At 48.8% G+C, this 16443-nt stretch carries 15 protein-coding genes and 1 pseudogene; 6 read left to right on the forward strand and 10 right to left on the reverse strand.

The genetic code is table 11. The annotated features are described in order from the left end of the window. Nucleotides 1–729, forward strand: a pseudogene (locus tag KNQ07_RS12425) (copper amine oxidase); the annotation flags it as partial. 111 nt (nucleotides 730–840) lie between these two features. Here KNQ07_RS12425 and KNQ07_RS12430 read toward each other — a convergent pair. Continuing rightward, nucleotides 841–1431, reverse strand: a complete 591-nt coding sequence (locus KNQ07_RS12430; RefSeq protein WP_214767029.1) for a DedA family protein — start codon at nucleotides 1429–1431, stop codon at nucleotides 841–843. 193 nt (nucleotides 1432–1624) lie between these two features. Between KNQ07_RS12430 and KNQ07_RS16415 the strand changes: the two genes are divergently transcribed. Continuing rightward, nucleotides 1625–2419: an NUDIX domain-containing protein gene (locus KNQ07_RS16415; protein ID WP_012369195.1), complete on the forward strand. Its 795-nt coding sequence runs from the start codon at nucleotides 1625–1627 to the stop codon at nucleotides 2417–2419. 54 nt (nucleotides 2420–2473) lie between these two features. Here KNQ07_RS16415 and KNQ07_RS12440 read toward each other — a convergent pair whose 3' ends face one another. Next, entirely contained in the window at nucleotides 2474–3328 is an 855-nt protein-coding gene (locus KNQ07_RS12440) for a VOC family protein (RefSeq protein ID WP_214767031.1), read from the reverse strand. Between the two features lie 120 nt (nucleotides 3329–3448). Between KNQ07_RS12440 and KNQ07_RS12445 the strand changes: the two genes are divergently transcribed. Beyond that, nucleotides 3449–3829 carry a winged helix-turn-helix transcriptional regulator gene (locus tag KNQ07_RS12445; RefSeq protein WP_012369193.1) on the forward strand — a complete coding sequence of 127 codons (381 nt, stop codon included), beginning with the start codon at nucleotides 3449–3451 and terminating at the stop codon, nucleotides 3827–3829. Nucleotides 3830–3909: 80 nt separating this feature from the next. Next, nucleotides 3910–4680, forward strand: a complete 771-nt coding sequence (locus KNQ07_RS12450; protein ID WP_214767033.1) for a nucleotidyltransferase domain-containing protein — start codon at nucleotides 3910–3912, stop codon at nucleotides 4678–4680. Nucleotides 4681–4953: 273 nt separating this feature from the next. Here KNQ07_RS12450 and KNQ07_RS12455 read toward each other — a convergent pair whose 3' ends face one another. Together KNQ07_RS12455 and KNQ07_RS12460 are read right to left on the reverse strand one after the other, a co-directional pair. Beyond that, complete coding sequence (locus KNQ07_RS12455) at nucleotides 4954–5883, reverse strand: NADP-dependent oxidoreductase (RefSeq protein WP_214767035.1); 930 nt, start codon at nucleotides 5881–5883, stop codon at nucleotides 4954–4956. Nucleotides 5884–5984: 101 nt separating this feature from the next. Continuing rightward, on the reverse strand, nucleotides 5985–7457 hold the full coding sequence (locus KNQ07_RS12460) for a methyl-accepting chemotaxis protein (RefSeq protein ID WP_012369190.1): 1473 nt from the start codon (nucleotides 7455–7457) through the stop codon (nucleotides 5985–5987). 148 nt (nucleotides 7458–7605) lie between these two features. On the opposite strand from KNQ07_RS12460, the gene crcB (KNQ07_RS12465) reads away from it, so the two are divergent. Together crcB (KNQ07_RS12465) and crcB (KNQ07_RS12470) are read left to right on the forward strand one after the other, a co-directional pair. Next, entirely contained in the window at nucleotides 7606–8007 is a 402-nt protein-coding gene (gene crcB, locus KNQ07_RS12465) for a fluoride efflux transporter CrcB (RefSeq protein WP_012369189.1), read from the forward strand. After that, the gene (gene crcB / locus KNQ07_RS12470; RefSeq protein WP_026829473.1) at nucleotides 8004–8351 is read left to right on the forward strand and encodes a fluoride efflux transporter CrcB; all 348 of its coding nucleotides are present in this window, start codon (nucleotides 8004–8006) and stop codon (nucleotides 8349–8351) included. Before crcB (KNQ07_RS12465) ends, crcB (KNQ07_RS12470) begins: the two co-directional genes overlap by 4 nt. A 66-nt stretch (nucleotides 8352–8417) precedes the next feature. Here crcB (KNQ07_RS12470) and KNQ07_RS12475 read toward each other — a convergent pair whose 3' ends face one another. The 6 genes from KNQ07_RS12475 to KNQ07_RS12500 form a co-directional block, all read right to left on the reverse strand. Then, complete coding sequence (locus KNQ07_RS12475; protein ID WP_026829474.1) at nucleotides 8418–9272, reverse strand: DegV family protein; 855 nt, start codon at nucleotides 9270–9272, stop codon at nucleotides 8418–8420. Nucleotides 9273–9343: 71 nt separating this feature from the next. Further along, nucleotides 9344–10372 carry an aldose epimerase family protein gene (locus tag KNQ07_RS12480; protein ID WP_214767038.1) on the reverse strand — a complete coding sequence of 343 codons (1029 nt, stop codon included), beginning with the start codon at nucleotides 10370–10372 and terminating at the stop codon, nucleotides 9344–9346. A gap of 102 nt (nucleotides 10373–10474) precedes the next feature. After that, nucleotides 10475–12157 carry a LytS/YhcK type 5TM receptor domain-containing protein gene (locus KNQ07_RS12485; RefSeq protein WP_214767040.1) on the reverse strand — a complete coding sequence of 561 codons (1683 nt, stop codon included), beginning with the start codon at nucleotides 12155–12157 and terminating at the stop codon, nucleotides 10475–10477. A 178-nt stretch (nucleotides 12158–12335) separates the two neighbouring features. Next, nucleotides 12336–13649, reverse strand: a complete 1314-nt coding sequence (locus KNQ07_RS12490) for a hemolysin family protein (RefSeq protein WP_012369184.1) — start codon at nucleotides 13647–13649, stop codon at nucleotides 12336–12338. A gap of 34 nt (nucleotides 13650–13683) precedes the next feature. Next, a complete protein-coding gene (locus KNQ07_RS12495; RefSeq protein ID WP_214767042.1) occupies nucleotides 13684–14082 on the reverse strand; it encodes a MerR family transcriptional regulator in 399 nt (132 codons plus the stop codon). Nucleotides 14083–14219: 137 nt separating this feature from the next. Further along, nucleotides 14220–16352: a (Fe-S)-binding protein gene (locus KNQ07_RS12500; protein ID WP_012369182.1), complete on the reverse strand. Its 2133-nt coding sequence runs from the start codon at nucleotides 16350–16352 to the stop codon at nucleotides 14220–14222. Nucleotides 16353–16443 lie beyond the last annotated feature (91 nt).

Consider the following 16443-nt stretch of genomic DNA (forward strand, 5'->3'; position numbering starts at 1 on the left):
ACAACACAGATGCCTGAGAAGTTCGACAACACGAAAGCGGACACAAAAGCCGCTGACCTCCGGTCAACACTCAACAGCCTCGCAGCTGAGCACGTGGCACTGGCGAACATCAGCATGACAGCCGGCGTCGACCAAGCGAAAGACTACGATGCAGCAAACTGGGCAGAAGACATGCACACAGCTGACTTCAAAGCGGCTATGAAATCAGTCTACGGTCAAGCGGGCGCGGATCAATTCGAGCAAGTTTGGACGAAAAACCACATCGAAGCGCAAGCAAACCTCGTCACAGCAGCGATCAACGACGACAAGAAATTGATGGGTGACGCGCAAGACATGCTTAAAATGTTCTCGAATGACTTTGGTGCATTCCTTGGCGCAGCAACAGAAGAAAACCTTCCGACAAAAGCAGCACAAGAAGCAGTCTCTGGTCATGAGACATACGTCCAAGATACATTCATGCAGTATGTCGAAGGCGACTACAAAGGATCAGCTGACACATTCCGTGAGTCGTATGCTTACATGTACGGCGTCGGTGAAAACCTCGGTGAAGCGATCGTCAAACAATCACCTGAGAAATTCATGGACGGTACACCAGGTTCTATGCCGAACACAGGTAACGGCGGCATGAGCGACAACAATACAGCAGGTACAACAGGTGCGATCGCTCTCTTCGGTCTTGCACTCGGAGCAGCTGGAATCGTCCTCGCACGCAAACGTCAAAACGCATAAGAATTCACACCTAAACAATAAACATCCCCTTCAGAAATGATTTCTGAAGGGGATGTTGTCATGTACAGAATAATCCTGTCGAATCCTGGATGTTCATATTACTCATCAGCATTATTCCGTGACAAATTCTTCTTCTTTTTTTAAACGATTGCGTCGTTTCGCGTGCACGACACCGGAAATAATAATCGTCAATAATGCCGCAATAATCAGAAGTACCACACTTGGATGTTCACTTAACCACATTCCCAGTTCCGACCAGGTGACCGTCTGCCCGATTCGTACGATTAAAAAAGTCCATAATCCGGTGTACAGCCCTGCCGCAACGAATGTCATCGCCAAATAACGGGGTAACGGATAACCGAGTAATCCGGCAACATAATGGATCGGATGGCGGACTCCAGGTAAGAAAAAGGACAAACCGATCGCCCATAATCCACGGCGTTCTAAAATCGATTCAGCCTGCTCCAGGAATTTCGATTTCATCAACCGTTTGACGAGTGGAATTTCACGGAAAAAGCGTGCCAATAAGTAAAACCAGGCAAAGGCAATGAAAAAGATAGGCCATGCGGCTAACCAAATCAAAACCGGATGCATGCCTTCGCGGATCCGTAATGCGGCATATCCCATCATCAATACATCGTCGGATAGCGGCGTAAACATGATACCTCCTGCCAACCGGACCAATGCCATAACATCCACCATCCTCTCACGTCCTTTTTTTCTCTCTATAATTAAAGTATGCCCGAATTTCCTTGAGTTGAGCCCTCTTCTTTTCTTTAGTTTTTCTTTTCTCGCAAAATGCATGTCGAATTGGGGGAACAGGCAGGGATATTCCACCTGATACGAGAAGGTAGTCTAAGAACATAACTGCTGAAACGATAGAGGAGGAATTTCCATGTTACATCGCCGGAAGACCTATACGATCCGCCCGGAACGACTGCAGGAATTTACCGAGTTCTTTCACACGTATCTCTACCCTTTACAAATCAGTCACGGTGCCCGCCTTGTCGGCCGCTGGGTGAATGAAGCAGAAGATGAAGTCATCGCCATCTGGGAATACCGTGATCGCGAACATTACGAACAAGTCGACCGGGACGTCCGCGGCAGCACGTTACGCCGCGAAGCCATGAAAAAACGCGCCCGTCTCGGGAAAAACCTTTATATTAAATCAACGGAAGACTTTTTGACGGCGACCGGCGTCTATGCTCCGCCACGTGCCATCGTCAGCGTCACCGCTTATATCACGAACGAAGCCGGCGAAGTCCTGCTTGTCCGCAATCTCCATCGTGGTGACACGTATGAAATGCCGGGCGGCCAGGTCGAGAACCATGAATCGATTCTCGATGCTGTTAAACGGGAAGTCAAAGAAGAAACTGGAGCGGATGTCACGATTGAAGGCATTACCGGTATTTATCAAAACGTCTCAAGCCACGTCCTGTGTGTCGCCTTCCGCGGTACGTATACCGGCGGAGAACTCCGTCCGCAAGAAGGGGAAACGGCAGAAGTCGGTTTCTTCGACTTGAACCGGGAGAACATCGACACGTATATCAAACGGGAACACTTCCAGTTGCGGACGCTTGACGCGATGGATCCGCATTACTTCCCGCATGCCCTTTATAAAGTCCGTCCTTACGAACTGATCAGCCGTTATGACGGCAATGCCCCATCAGCTTTATCCGGTCAAAATTAAAAGACGTCAAAAAAAGCGATTTCGATGACGAAATCGCTTTTTTCTATGGAATCATCAGGTTTGAGCCATTAAACGAGCGGTAATACCGGCATCATCTGTCACGTAAATCGCGTCTGCTTGCCGCGTCACTTCATACGGTGATTGCTCCAGTGCTGCGACTGCTGTTTCGCGCGAAGCCGCGTCCGGATAAATCAGTGTCCAGTAGGTCAGGCCAACCGCATCAGCCGGTGTTTTCGGTGCATCAACCCCTGACCAGACGTTCGTTCCGATATGGTGGTGGTAGCCGCCGGCAGCAAGGAACAACGCCCGCATCCGGGAAGCGTCCGCTGCGACATCAAACCCGAGTGTCTCCACATAAAACTTCCGCGCTGCTTCAAGTGACTTCACATGAAAATGAACATGTCCCATGACGGTATCTACCGGCATGCCGTACCAGTCTTCCTCACCCGCCTCGACGAGCATACTTTGCCAGTCAACCGGATCCGTCGTCATTTTAACATCACCGTTTGCTTCATACGTCCAGGTATCACGCGGACGATCGGCATAAATCTCAATCCCGTTTCCGTCCGGATCTGATAAATAAAACGCTTCGCTGACGAGATGATCCCCTTGCCCGAGTTCAATTCCTTGGGCAATCAAGTTACGAATGACGAATCCGAGTTCTTTCCGGTTCGGTAATAAAATCGCGAAATGATACAGACCCGCCACTGAATTTTTCGGGAGTTGTTTTGCCGTACTGTGTTGCTCCAGAATGACGAGCGGTGTCGTCTTCGCACCAAGTGTTGCCGTCTGTTCGTCTTGTCTTAAAACCGTTAAACCTAGTGCATCCCGGTAAAACGCAATCGATTGTTCCAGATTGGTAATCCGTAAGCTGACCGGTCCGAGTGTAATGTTTGGATTGATGTTCATTTTGCTTCCTCCTCATAAGTTCGCTTCGTATCTTCATTATCAATCAGAAGTGACAGGAACGGAAGTAGGCACAAAGAAGTGGTATAGTATCCTAAACGATACCATGAAGGAGGAACCGCCATGGAAGAGACACCAAGCTGCCGCGTCGAGACGGCACTCGAAATTCTGACCGGGAAATGGAAACCCTCGATTTTGCTCGAACTGATCACGCATGACACGCTCCGATTCAGTGAACTGAAACGGAATCTCCCGAACATCACGCAAAAAATGCTGACAGCCCAGCTTCGGGAACTCGAGCTGAACGATATCGTCCATCGCGAAATCTATCAGGTGGTCCCGCCGCGAGTTGAATACTCGCTGACGGATTACGGAAAAACATTGATTCCTGTTCTGAACGCTATCAATGCCTGGGGCGAAAAACACGTAGAACATTTGGCGCAGAAAGACATGCTTCAAGATACGACACCAACACTTGCTTCTAGTACGAGCGATTCATTTTAATGGAATCGCTCTTTTTCATGGAATAATATCCCTTATTTCACGTATACTGACGGAATAGACTATATAAGGGAGCGAGCCCCATGCATCAACTTCATGCGATTGAACAGTTAGTAGCACGCTTAAAGCAAGATCCGGCTGTCGAAGCGATTTTTTTGAAAGGTTCATTTGGACGCGGTGAAGAAGATGTCTATTCGGATATCGATCTTTACTGTTTAGTATCCGAAGAACGGATGGCGAAATTTCTAACCCGTCGACTGACGCATCTGTCCGTCTATCGCCCGATCATCTGGAAAGACGATATCTTCATTGTCGCACCGCAACTAATTGTCGTGTACGATGATCTCCTGCATGTCGACCTGTTTACGGTGACGCGTGAATCGTTGAACCATTCCGATACGATTCGTGTCTTGTATGATCCGAAAAGACAACTCGATGCGTACGTCGAGACTTCTTCTTTGGCACTCGGGACACAAGAAGCTGTGGATGAAGCGATTGATTCCGTCTGGTTTCTGTTCCAGTATCAAAAAGCAGCCGGTCGCGGGAATGGATTATGGGCGGTCGAGATGTTACGGAGTGCACTAATCAAATTTGCCAAAGTCCTGTTGCACCGGTATGTTCCTGACCGGGCGCAACTCGGTTTAAAAACGCTTCCTGACTATTTACCGGAATCTCCACGTCTACGTCTTGAAGCGATTTATAACGTCCTCGTCCCGGCAACGCATATCGAAGCGGCACGTCTCTACCGGGAATTCTTACAGGAAGAACGGTCGCACTTGCAACAGATGCTGATTAATCAACCGGACACGTTACAGTTACTCGACCGACTGTTGGCATCCGAACAGGTGTATTGAGACCATCAAAATCCAGCTTTATGCAAAAAGCCGATCCCTCTTCTTTTGAAAAAAAGGGATCGGCTTTCTTGTGTGATTTTCAATAGCTTGTTAGAGAAGCAGGCAAAACGAAGACTTCTACGGGAAAAGCGGAACCGGTGAGACCCCGCAAGTCGCGCATGCGACGAGGAGGCTCACGTTTCGCCCGAGGAAAGCGAAGTCTTGCCTGTGTATCTCATAGATTACGTAAGCTATTGACTTTCGTCTATTTGAGAGCGCGTTCTGTTTTCTTGCTCACTTCACTTTAATGACGATTTTCCCTTTCGCATGACCTTCTTCTCCGTAATCATGCGCTTCTTTAATTTGATCTAAATCAAAAATCCGATCGACAACCGGTTTCAACTCTCCCCGTTCCACTGCTTGAGCGATATGTTGCAGCCGCTCGCCTGTCGGTTGCATGAAGACATAGGCGACGCGTGCCTGTGCTTCCTTCGCCTGATTTTCGTCCGGTGGTGTTGAAATCGAGACGAGCATTCCGTTTGGTTTAAGCATCTGGTACAGCTTTGCTTGTCCGTCGCCGCCCATCGTATCAAACACAAAATCAAGATCACGGACACGATCTGCCGGATCTTCCTGTTTGTAATCGATGACTTCGTCTGCTCCGAGCGCTTTGACCCAGTCGACGTTTTTTGTGCTCGTCGAGGTGATGACATGCAGCCCGTGCGCTTTCGCGAGTTGAATCGCGACTGTTCCGACACCGCCTGAACCGGCACCGATAAAGATTTTATCCCCTGCTTTCGCGTCCATCACTTCAAACATGACCTGCCATGCCGTGTGGGCGACGAGCGGCAGTGATGCTGCCTCCTCAAACGTCAGCGCTTCCGGTTTCTTGACGACAAGATGGGCGTCGACGGCGACATATTCCGCATAAGTCCCTTGACGGGCAATATCCGGACGGCTGAACACTTCATCACCGACCTTCAAGTCTGTCACGTTCTCTCCGACTTCTTCGATGACACCGGAGACATCCCAACCAATGACGAGCGGCATATCGTAACTGAGCATTTCCTTTAAGTATCCTTCACGCAACTTCCAATCAACGGGATTAACACTTGCTGCATGCACCGCAATCAAGACGTCATCTGCTCCGACGATCGGACGGTCCAGTTCCCCCACTTTAAATTGTTCCGATCCACCGTACTGTTCAATATAGGCTGCTTTCATGTGATTTCCTCCTCTGATTGTTGTACCTCTTAGTTGTTCCCGTTCACCACTTGCGACAAACGAAAAAAGTGCACCGACTCTTAAGAATCGGTACACAGGTGTCAGGCATGGGCCGTCTGTTGAAGGGTTAATGCGGTCTCGTTTAGTGTATGAATCGCTTGCTGTAAATCACCAATTTGTTCGACTTGCGACCGCGTCAGACCGGACAGTTGATCACTGCTCGTCAGTAACAGATCCATGAAGGCGTCGAGTTGTCCGGTAGCCTGTGCGATATTCGAGAGACTATTTGTAATCGTCGCGAATTGCTGTTGCGCTCCGCTGATCGCCTGCACGGAATCATTGGAGTCTGCCGCAATCGTCTGCAACGCGATTTGACTCCGTTGCATCCGCGCTTCCTGCTCCCGCAGTAAGTTGGTGCTGGCATCAATCGAATTACCGGTCTGCATGACATCACGATCAACCCGTTCGATGATCTGATTGATTTCCGTCGAAGCCGCTGCCGTCTGCGCGGACAAATTCCGGATTTCCTGGGCGACGACGGTGAACCCTTTACCGAATTCACCGGCACGTGCCGCTTCGATTGAGGCATTTAAGCTCAATAGATTGGTTTGTGTCGCAATCGCATTGATGCTCGAGGTGATGCTGACGATCTCTTTGAAGCGTCCGGCGAGCTGTCCAAAGGCGGTGACCGATTCATCCATACTTTCGGTTAATTGCTGTAACGACTCGCCGGCCTCGCTGATCGTAGCCTGGCTTTGCTCGGCCGTGACTTTTGATGACGAACTGAGGACAAGTGCCCGGTCGACGGCTGTCGCGACATCCGTCATCAACTCGACGTTATCGGTGTTCATCCGTTTGATCTGTCGGACGGATTGGGCATTTTTCGAAGAATTATCAGCCAACATCTGCATCGCCTGATCAATTTTCTCAAACGAGACTTTTGCCGTATCGACCGTTTCACTCATCTCTTCCGTGAACGTCGTGACATCCGTCGCGGTCGCCGCTGACTGACGAAGCGTCAGTTGAGACGTCTCCGCGTAATGTTCGGCTTTTTCTTGTTGACGTTTGACTTCCCGCATGACGTTTCGCCCAAATACGGCGACGAACGTCGCTGCCGAAAAGATCATCAAGTAGATAACGAAAGCGACGATCATGTCAAACGTGTTCGTAAAGACGATCGTTCCGAGCAGCGTAAAGAGAACCAGTTCAAACAATCCGAGGACACCTGCGAGCACGACCAGGTGCGGGATGAGATAGACAATCGAGATCGTCAGATAGAGATAGGCAATCGTCCAGATGCTTTGGGACGGTAAGGTGATAAGCACCAGTGCCAGGACAAGGTACGTCAAGACGATTTGAATATATTTCCCACTTGGCTTTTCACCAAAAAACTGATTTCCGGCAAGCAACGCGATTGTTAATAACAGTCCACCGGCTAAAAATTGGTAAAAGACGCTCATCGGGACATAGCCGATTTGGGCAAAAATAAAAATCAAGGGATGGGCAACTGTGATCAATACAGGAATCAGACGAGAGAGTATTTTTGTACTCAATCGTTCAAGCGGTGAGACCATCTGCAAAACTCCTTCTATTGGATTCGTACACTTTTCTTATCGTCCAATTTTAAGATGACGTTTAGTCTCTATGAAAATTTTCATGACTTGACGCATGATTTCTGAAAAGCGTATGTTGAATACAAAAATGAGTGGAAGGGGGCTCCTTATGCTCTATCTATTAGTCGGGCTCGCCGGCATACTCGGCGCCTCTGCCCGGTATGGTCTTGGTCTTCTCATCGGAAATGTGGTGGTGGGTGCGTTCCCGTGGACGACGTTAACCATCAATTTAATCGGTTGTTTCGTATTAGGTTACGCGACACATTTTTTATTTAAGACGACCTTACTGCATCAGTATGCAATGACGGCACTCGGAACCGGTTTTGTCGGTTCCTTCACGACCTTCTCGACGTTCAGTGTCGAATCGGTTGAATTGTTGCGGGCTGGTGTCTATAGTTATGCGTTCGCCTATATCAGTCTCAGTTTGTTTGGGGGCTTATTGTTGTCTTACGTTGGTTATCTACTTGGAACACGCCGGTTACGCCGCTTTCAAAAGGAGGAGGTCTCATGAATTTCCTCGCGCTTGCGACCGGTGCCTTTTTTGGGGCAATCAGCCGCTTCGCCTTAAGCCAATGGACCAAAACGGTTTGGAAAAAGGATTTTCCGCTGGCGACCTTCATCATCAATGTGCTCGGTTCGTTTTTACTCGGTCTTGTCATCGGCTCCCACCTCGATTCGACCTGGACGTTGTTGCTCGGGACAGGATTTCTCGGCTCATTTACGACGTTTTCGACCTTTAAGCTGGAAACGTTACAGCTCGTCCAGAATCAAAATCGAAAGACACTGGTCCTGTATCTCGGACTCAGTTACCTCTGCGGAATTGGTGCCGCTTTTTTAGGAATTATTCTTGCCTGAAATACAAGAAAAAAACCAGAATCTGTTCCCTGTCTCAAGGAATCGATTCTGGTTTTTCATTGTTTTTTAGTCATTCAGCCAGAACAAGCCGACTGTTTCTGCTCCGGCGTGTGTTCCGATTGCCGGACCGAACGTGCCGTCGAGCACCGTCAGTTCCGGGAATTTTGCTGCGACTTGTGTCCGTAAATCGGCTGCCATCTCTGGTGCCATCGTCGTCGCGACATAAATCCGGTTTTTATAAAACGTATGCTGACGCATCGCTTCTTCGACCTGTTTGATGATTTCGATGTACGCCTTTTTCAGCGACCGCGCTTTTTTAAACGGGACGATTTTTCCCGCTTCATCCGTCGTGATGATTGGTTTGATGCTGAGCAGGTTAGCAAGGAACAAATCACCGGACGAGACACGTCCACCCCGGCGCATCGTCTCCATGTTCCCGACGATCATATAAAAATGTGTCTTCTTTGCCAATGCATGCAAGGCAGCCGTAATTTCTTCGACTGATTTACCTGCTGCTTCAAGCGCCATCCCGAAACGGATGAACTCCTGCTGGTTTTCAAATGCTGTATGTGAATCGATGATGTGGACCGGGAAGCTCGCCGCTTCCGCTGCTGATGCTGAACTTTGGACCGTACTCGACAAACCGTTTGTACAGTGGACGGCAATCGCACAGTCGTATCCTTCTTCTTTTAACCGTTCATACGTCCCTACGAACTCCCCAAAAATCGGTTGCGAGGTCTTGGCGACTAACTTCTTGTCTGCCTCAAGCGCTCGGAATAACCGTTCGACAGTAATCGTATCTTCATTGTATGCTGTCTCACCGAGCATGATTTGAATCGGTACGACATTGACGCCGATTGCTTCTGCCTCTTCCTTTTTGAAATAGGCCATACTATCGGTCACCCATGCTATTTTAGTCATTTTCCTATGCCTCCGTTAGATTCTTCTCGCTTTATCCTACCACATTCGCTTCGGATGTTAGCAAAAAAACGTTACTGCACTCGACTAAATTGGAAGGTTGTCCGCTTTTCATAGACCTCGCCTGCCCGCAAAACGACAGACGGAAAATCCGGTTGATTGATCGCGTCCGGCAATCCTTGTGTCTCAAGACAAATCCCGAGATAGGGTGTCGCCCGGCGCCCGGCGATTGTAAAGTCTCCTGCCAAATGATTTCCCGTATAGACGACGACACCCGGGTGATCGGTTTCCACACGTAAAATCCGGCCACTGACCGGTTCCTCTAAGACGATTTCTCCGCCTTCTTTCAGTAAAAACGGGTGGTCAACACCACTGCCGGCCTGGCGCAACGCTTCGTCACTCGCATGCGTCACTTCATACAGAGAACGCGCTTTGCGGAAGTCAAAGACGGTCTCGTTGACGGATAAAATCTCGCCCGTCGGAACCGACTCTTCATTTAGCGGTACGTAAAACGGTGCATCCATCCGGAGACGATGTTGCTCAATCGTCGTTTTCGCATTTCCTGTCAAATTAAAATACGTATGATTCGTCGGACTGAATGGTGTCGATGCCGTCGTCGTCGCGTGATACGTCAAAATCAGTACATCTTCGTCCGTCCAGTCAATCGTCAACCGGACATCCAGTTGACCCGGATAGCCGTTTTCTCCATCCGGACTCGTCAAGAGCAGATGTAACAGCTCACCGTCGATTTCATAATCAAAAAAACGATTCGACCAGTTGACGCTCCCTCCATGAAGGTGATGCTCTCCTTCGTTTTGCTCCAGGATATAGTTCATCCCTTCTAATGCAAACGCTCCGTTGGCGATCCGCCCGCCGACCCGTCCGATTGTTGCCCCTAAATGGTGGGGATCTTCTAAATATTCTTCCATATCATCAAAGGCTAAGACGACATTCTCAATTGTCCCGTGTTGATCCGGAACACGGATTGCCGTGATTTTCCCGCCCAAATTGAGTAATTCCACGCTGTGTCCGTTACGATTCATCAATGTAAAAGCGATGATCGGCTGCTCGCCGGAAAAACCGACTTCTTTTGTTGTAATCATGCGCTTATCCTCCTGTATCGATCTACTCTTGCTTTCATTTTTACCCAGGATTGGCTAAAAAAAAACAATCGTTCGATTCCGGTAATCCGAATCGAACGATTGTTACATCTGATCGGTCGTAAGGGGCAACGTCAGTTTCAGGCGTGTTCCACCCGGTCGGGAATAAATCGTACACCCCGCCTGCTCACCGTATCGCCGGTGAAGAGCACGTCGTAATAAAAACAAATTACTCGTTTGCGTCTTTTTATCCTGCTCCCAGCGTTTTAAGAATTCGGCCGGTATGCCGACTCCGTTGTCCGACACTTCAAGCACCCAGTGTGTCTCTTCCTGAAATGCCCGGACATCAATCCGGTGATACGGACCGCTTTGGGGAAAGGCATGGCGTAACGCATTATCGACAAGCTGTGTCACGAGCAACGGAAAGACAAAATGTTCTTCAACGGCCGTTTCGATATCTAAATCAATCGTGACCGCAGCCGGTGTCAATGGATGATGCCGGCGGATTCCTTCCAGCGACAAGTAAGATTTTAAGGTCAGTAATTCTTCACGTAAGGGATACATGTCGAGTCGTCGTGCTGTCGTAAGCAGTTGTCGCAAAGCTCCGAGCTGTTGTTTGACCGGGGTATCCGGATCAGCCGTCTGATGGATTTCATCGACGATCCCGAGGAGGTAGTTCGGACTCAGGATCGGTTTAATACTGGTGTTCGGAAATTGATTCAGTTGTTCCTCTTGGTGAACGACAAGTTCGCGTGCCAAAAGATCCACCAACTGTTCCATCGTTCGCTCCATCGTATCATCGAACAGATGGACCGGAAACCAACAGACAATGCCAGCTTTCTTCCCCTCGACCTGTAAAGGATGAAACGAGATGATTTGACGCGTCAGCTCATCTTCCGACCGGTAAACGGCAGCCGTCTCCACCCATTCCAAAATCGTCTGATGCTGGAATAAATCCGCTGTATCGTGTCCCGTCCGGACATCGGCCAAAATCCCATCCGGTCCAAGTAAAACGACACGGTTGATTTTCGTTTCTTCCAAGATTGTCGATCCGATTTTCCGGGCGACATCAACCGTCATGCCACTTTTACGCAACGGACGAATCGCATCCAATAAACGATAGGAACGTGCGGATTCGCGAACGAACAATTCATTCTCAATTTTCAACTGCGTCCGTAAGATCGCAATGAAGACACTGATTCCGACTGCATTCGTAAACAACATCGGAAAGACGGCTTGACGTGTCAATTCCAGTACAAGGGCTTGGTCCGGCGCCAACATCAATGCTACACCAATGTCGAGGATGACAGCAGTTAAGACGATACCAATCGGTTGGAGCAAGGAATAGCCGTCTTTCCTGCGCCACTGGCGACTGTACAACCCACTCAACAATCCTGTTCCAACCGCAATGATCCAAGCCGATTCCGCACCGAATGCACCGAGGTAATACCGGTGAAATCCGACCAGTAACCCGGTCAAACCGCCGACGAGCGGACCACCAAGCAGACCACTCGTGACGATAATCGTCAATCGGGTGTCGACGATCCACTGGTCCGGTGAAACGGCTAATCCGAGTAACGGATCAATCGTTTTATCCGGCGAAAGACCAATTCCGGCATAGTTCATCAAAATACCCGATACGACAAAAACACTCAGCAAAATGAAACGATGACTACGGCGCGACGACGTTTGAAACAAATGGCGCGATATCCGCCATTGCGACAATAAAAAAGCCAGTAAGGCTAACATGCCTAAGCGGCTGAGTAAAAACGGGATTTGCTCAAGCACGGGACGTCTCCCTTCTCAAAAAAAAATAATCTCTCGTCTCTTTACTCTTTCCCGCTTCCTCCCTCGTTTCCCTACTACGATTTGTCTTCTTTACACAATCAGTCGGATTTTCAATTTTTGACTGATGACTTGTCCTAAAAAAAAAGCACCTTTCGTACAGGACGAAAGATGCTGTCGGTTATTCCGCTTGTTCAAGCGGATGTAACCATAATTTGATCTGATTGATTTGATAGTTCTCCATCTCGATCACTTCGACCGAGAAGGCTTCCGTATCAATGTGTTCTCCCGGTTGCAGGTCGATGTTATGCATTTGGATCCAACCGCCGATCGTATCGACGTCTTCGTCGTTCGTAAACGTCATACCGAACCGGGCTTCGAGATCTTCAAGCAAAACGGTTCCCGCGACCAAATACTCATTGTTCGGCAACTCTTGAATTTCTTCGACTTCATCCGTATCAAACTCGTCCCGAATCTCACCGACGATTTCTTCGAGTAAGTCTTCCATCGCGACGATGCCGGCTGTTCCGCCATACTCATCAACGACGAGGACGATATGTGACCGCGTCTTTTTCATCTTCCGTAACGTGTCCTGGAGCGAAGTGACTTCCGAGACGACCGGTAAATCCTTCACGTAATGTGTGACCGGATGATGGTTTCCATTGGCGAAGTCCGTCAACATCTCCTTGACGTTGACATAACCGAGAATCCGGTCCTTATCATTTTCTTCCGTGACCGGATAACGGGTAAACGGATTATCCATGAATATTTCCATCAGCTCGTCTTTTGACAATCGTTCTGAGATCGTCGCCATTCGCATCCGTGGAACCATCAAATCTTTGACGATATGCTCGTCAAATGCAAAAACATTCTGCATCAGTGCGAGTTCCGTCTGATTGATTTCTCCGCTTTGAAAACTTTGTGCCATGATGATTTTCAATTCATCTTCTGAGTGGGCTTGTTCGTGACCAGCCGGTTTGACACCGAATAATCCAAGGAAAAAGCGGGCTGAACCATTGAGTAACCAAATGAACGGATACAGGATTTTCCCGAAGATATACAGGGGACGGGCAAACAATAAGGTCATTTTTTCCGCATATTGAATCGCTAACGTCTTCGGAGCAAGTTCTCCGATGACGACGTGTAGGAACGTCACGGAAACAAAGGCAATCCCGAATGACAACAAAGTCGAGACGGCAGCCGAGACGCCGAATTCATCAAACACCGGGTGCAGGATTTTTTCGACGGTCGGTTCACCGAGTGCACCAAGACCAAGTGCCGTTACCGTGATGCCAAGCTGACAGGCAGACAAGTAATAGTCCAGGTCCCCGGCAATCTTCTTCGCCAGGACGGCACTCTTATTTCCTTCCTGAATCATTTGATCCAGACGCGACATCCGTACCTTGACGACCGCAAACTCTGATCCAACAAAAAACGCGGTCAACACGATCAATAACACCACTAAAAATAAATTGATAAATAATATAGTATCCAAAATCCCCTAAACAGGGGTCACCTCCATTTTGTTGTTACAGCTGCGCAATCAGGGAAGCAATCAATGTCAGACGTTGAGACAGTTCGAGACGAATCTCCTGTTTCTCATAGTCGGTCGATTGCAATAAACGATGTTCGAGACCGTTGACGCTTTCTTGAAGCTGCTGTACTTCTTGATAAATGGCATCACCCGTTTTGACTTCACGCTCGGTGAAGAAAGCAAGAATCTCTTGCAGGGAAAGCCGTTGTGTCTTTAAATACTCAATCTTTTGAATATGCTGGACGACATCTTCCGTATACAAACGATAACCAGCTGGTGTCCGCTCTGTTGTTAATAAACCGAGCGATGTATAGTAGTCGATGGTCCGTTTTGATAAGCCGGTGGCCTCCGCGACCTGACCGATTTTAAGCAACGCCTTCCCAAAGATCCTCACCTCCCTCTCATTAAATAATGCTTTTATCATACCACGGTTAAACCGTACACAACAACGTTATGCTTATTAGGCACCTTTAAAAAACGCCCCCTCTTTCTTAGAGGAGACGTTCCGTTTGCTCAAGCTATTTTTTAAACTTAGTTTGTTACCGCTTCCTTCATTGGTGTTCCGACGATTGACCGTTCGAGCAGTTCGACGACATCATAGGTCGCGACTTGCTCGTCGACCTCTTTCGCCTTCGTTCCGTCGCTGAGCATCGTCAGGCAGTACGGACAAGCTGATCCGATGACGGATGGTTGCACCGTCAACAACTGTTCGGTCCGTGCGACGTTGACCCGTGCGCCGACTTTTTCTTCCTGCCACATCATCCCACCGCCGGCTCCACAACACATTCCTTTTTCCCGGTTGCGTTCCGTTTCGACAAGCGTGATACCCGGAATTTTCTCTAAGATATAACGTGGTGCATCATAAATGTCATTGTAACGCCCGAGGTAACACGAATCATGGTAGACGACCCGTTCACTGACCTCATGAACCGGTTTAATCCGTTGATCGTCAATCAACCGGGCGAGCAGCTCCGTATGGTGATACACTTCGACGTCCGGGCTGAGACCAAAGTCCGGGTACTCGTTTTTGAACGTATTGTACGCATGCGGATCAATCGTGACGATTTTTTTAACATCGTATTTCTCAAACGATTTGATGTTTGCTTCCGCGAGTTCTTGGAACAGAACTTCATTCCCGATGCGGCGTGGTGTATCACCGGAGTTTTTCTCATCGTTTCCGAGAATCGCAAACGAGATGTCCGCTTCATTCAGGATCCGTGCAAACGCCATCGCGATTTTTTGACTGCGGCTGTCGTACGAGCCCATCGCGCCGACCCAGAAGAGGTACTCGAACTCTTCGCCGGCTTTTTTCTTTTCTTTTGCAGTCGGGACGACCAGCTCTTCGCGCGTTTTGCGCCAGTTTTCGCGTTCTTTCCGGTTCATCCCCCATGGATTCCCCTGGCGTTCGATGTTCGCCATCGTCCGCTGCATCTCGGGATCCATTTTCCCTTCCATCATCACAAGGTGACGACGGAGGTCGATGATTTTATCAACGTGTTCGTTCATGACCGGACATTGGTCTTCACAATTCCGGCATGTCGTGCAGGCCCAAATCTCTTCTTCAGTGATGACGTTACCGATCAACGAATCCGGAACGACATCCATCTGTCCGGCCGCAGCAAGTGACGCAATCTGATTTCCCTGTGACCCTTCAAAGGCAAACGCTGGTGCCCACGGAGATTTTTGGGTGATCGCCGCCGTCTTCATATTCAGGTGATCACGCAGTTTAACGATCAGGTCCATCGGTGACAGCATTTTTCCGGTTCCGCTGGCCGGACACATATTCGTACAGCGGCCGCATTCGACACAGGCATACAAGTCAACGAGTTGCTTTTGATTAAAATCTTCAATCCGGTTAACACCAAAGCTGAATTCTGCCTCGTCGTCTTCTGCTTCTTCCATGACTGACAGATCAATCGGTGCGAGGCGTCCGACTTTTGACGTCCGGCCGAGCCAGACGTTGGCTGTTCCGGCAATCAGGTGGGCGTGTTTCCCTTGCGGAATGTAGACCATGAAGCTGAGTAAGAACAGTAAGTGTGCCCACCAGAAGAAAACGAATAATCCGAAGGCGACTTGTTGCGGTACCCAGCTGAATAAAAATGCAATCGCCGATGCCACCGGTTCACCGAACGTTGAATGATTTTCATAGACGAGGAAAAATCCGTTTCCAAACAGGACCGCGATCATTAATCCACCGATGAAAATCAAGGCCAGTCCGGCCATGAAGTTCCGTTTCAGACGGACCAATTTTTCAACATAACGGCGGTAGAATCCCCAAACGACCGCCACCAGAATGACGAGCATAACGATTTCCTGGAAAAATGTAAAAATCGGATACAGTGGACCGAGCGGGATGTGCGGGAAGCGTTGTCCGACTGCGAGCCCCTTCCAGATGAAATCAATCGCTCCAAATTGAACGAGTAAAAATCCGTAAAACATCATGACATGAATCGTCCCGCTTTTCTTGTCCTTCAGCAGTTTCTTTTGCCCAAAGACATTGACGAGAACCGCGTTCAGACGTTCTTTGTTCGTCAGCGTCCATTCCGCTTTTTTCCCCCGGCGAATCGCCTCGTACCGACTCTTGACAAGCGTCACGAATAAATAGCCCGCGTACCCTGCGACAAGCAGGAAGGCGATCCAGTTAATCAGTAAAAATGTCCCCATAAAACAAGCCCCTTTCCCCCTAAAGCCATTATTTGATATGAGTATAGCATATAATGAATGAATATTCATTCATTATTTTACTGTTTTTTCT

Source organism: Exiguobacterium sp. s145 (assembly GCF_018618835.1).
Lineage (GTDB): Bacteria > Bacillota > Bacilli > Exiguobacteriales > Exiguobacteriaceae > Exiguobacterium_A > Exiguobacterium_A artemiae.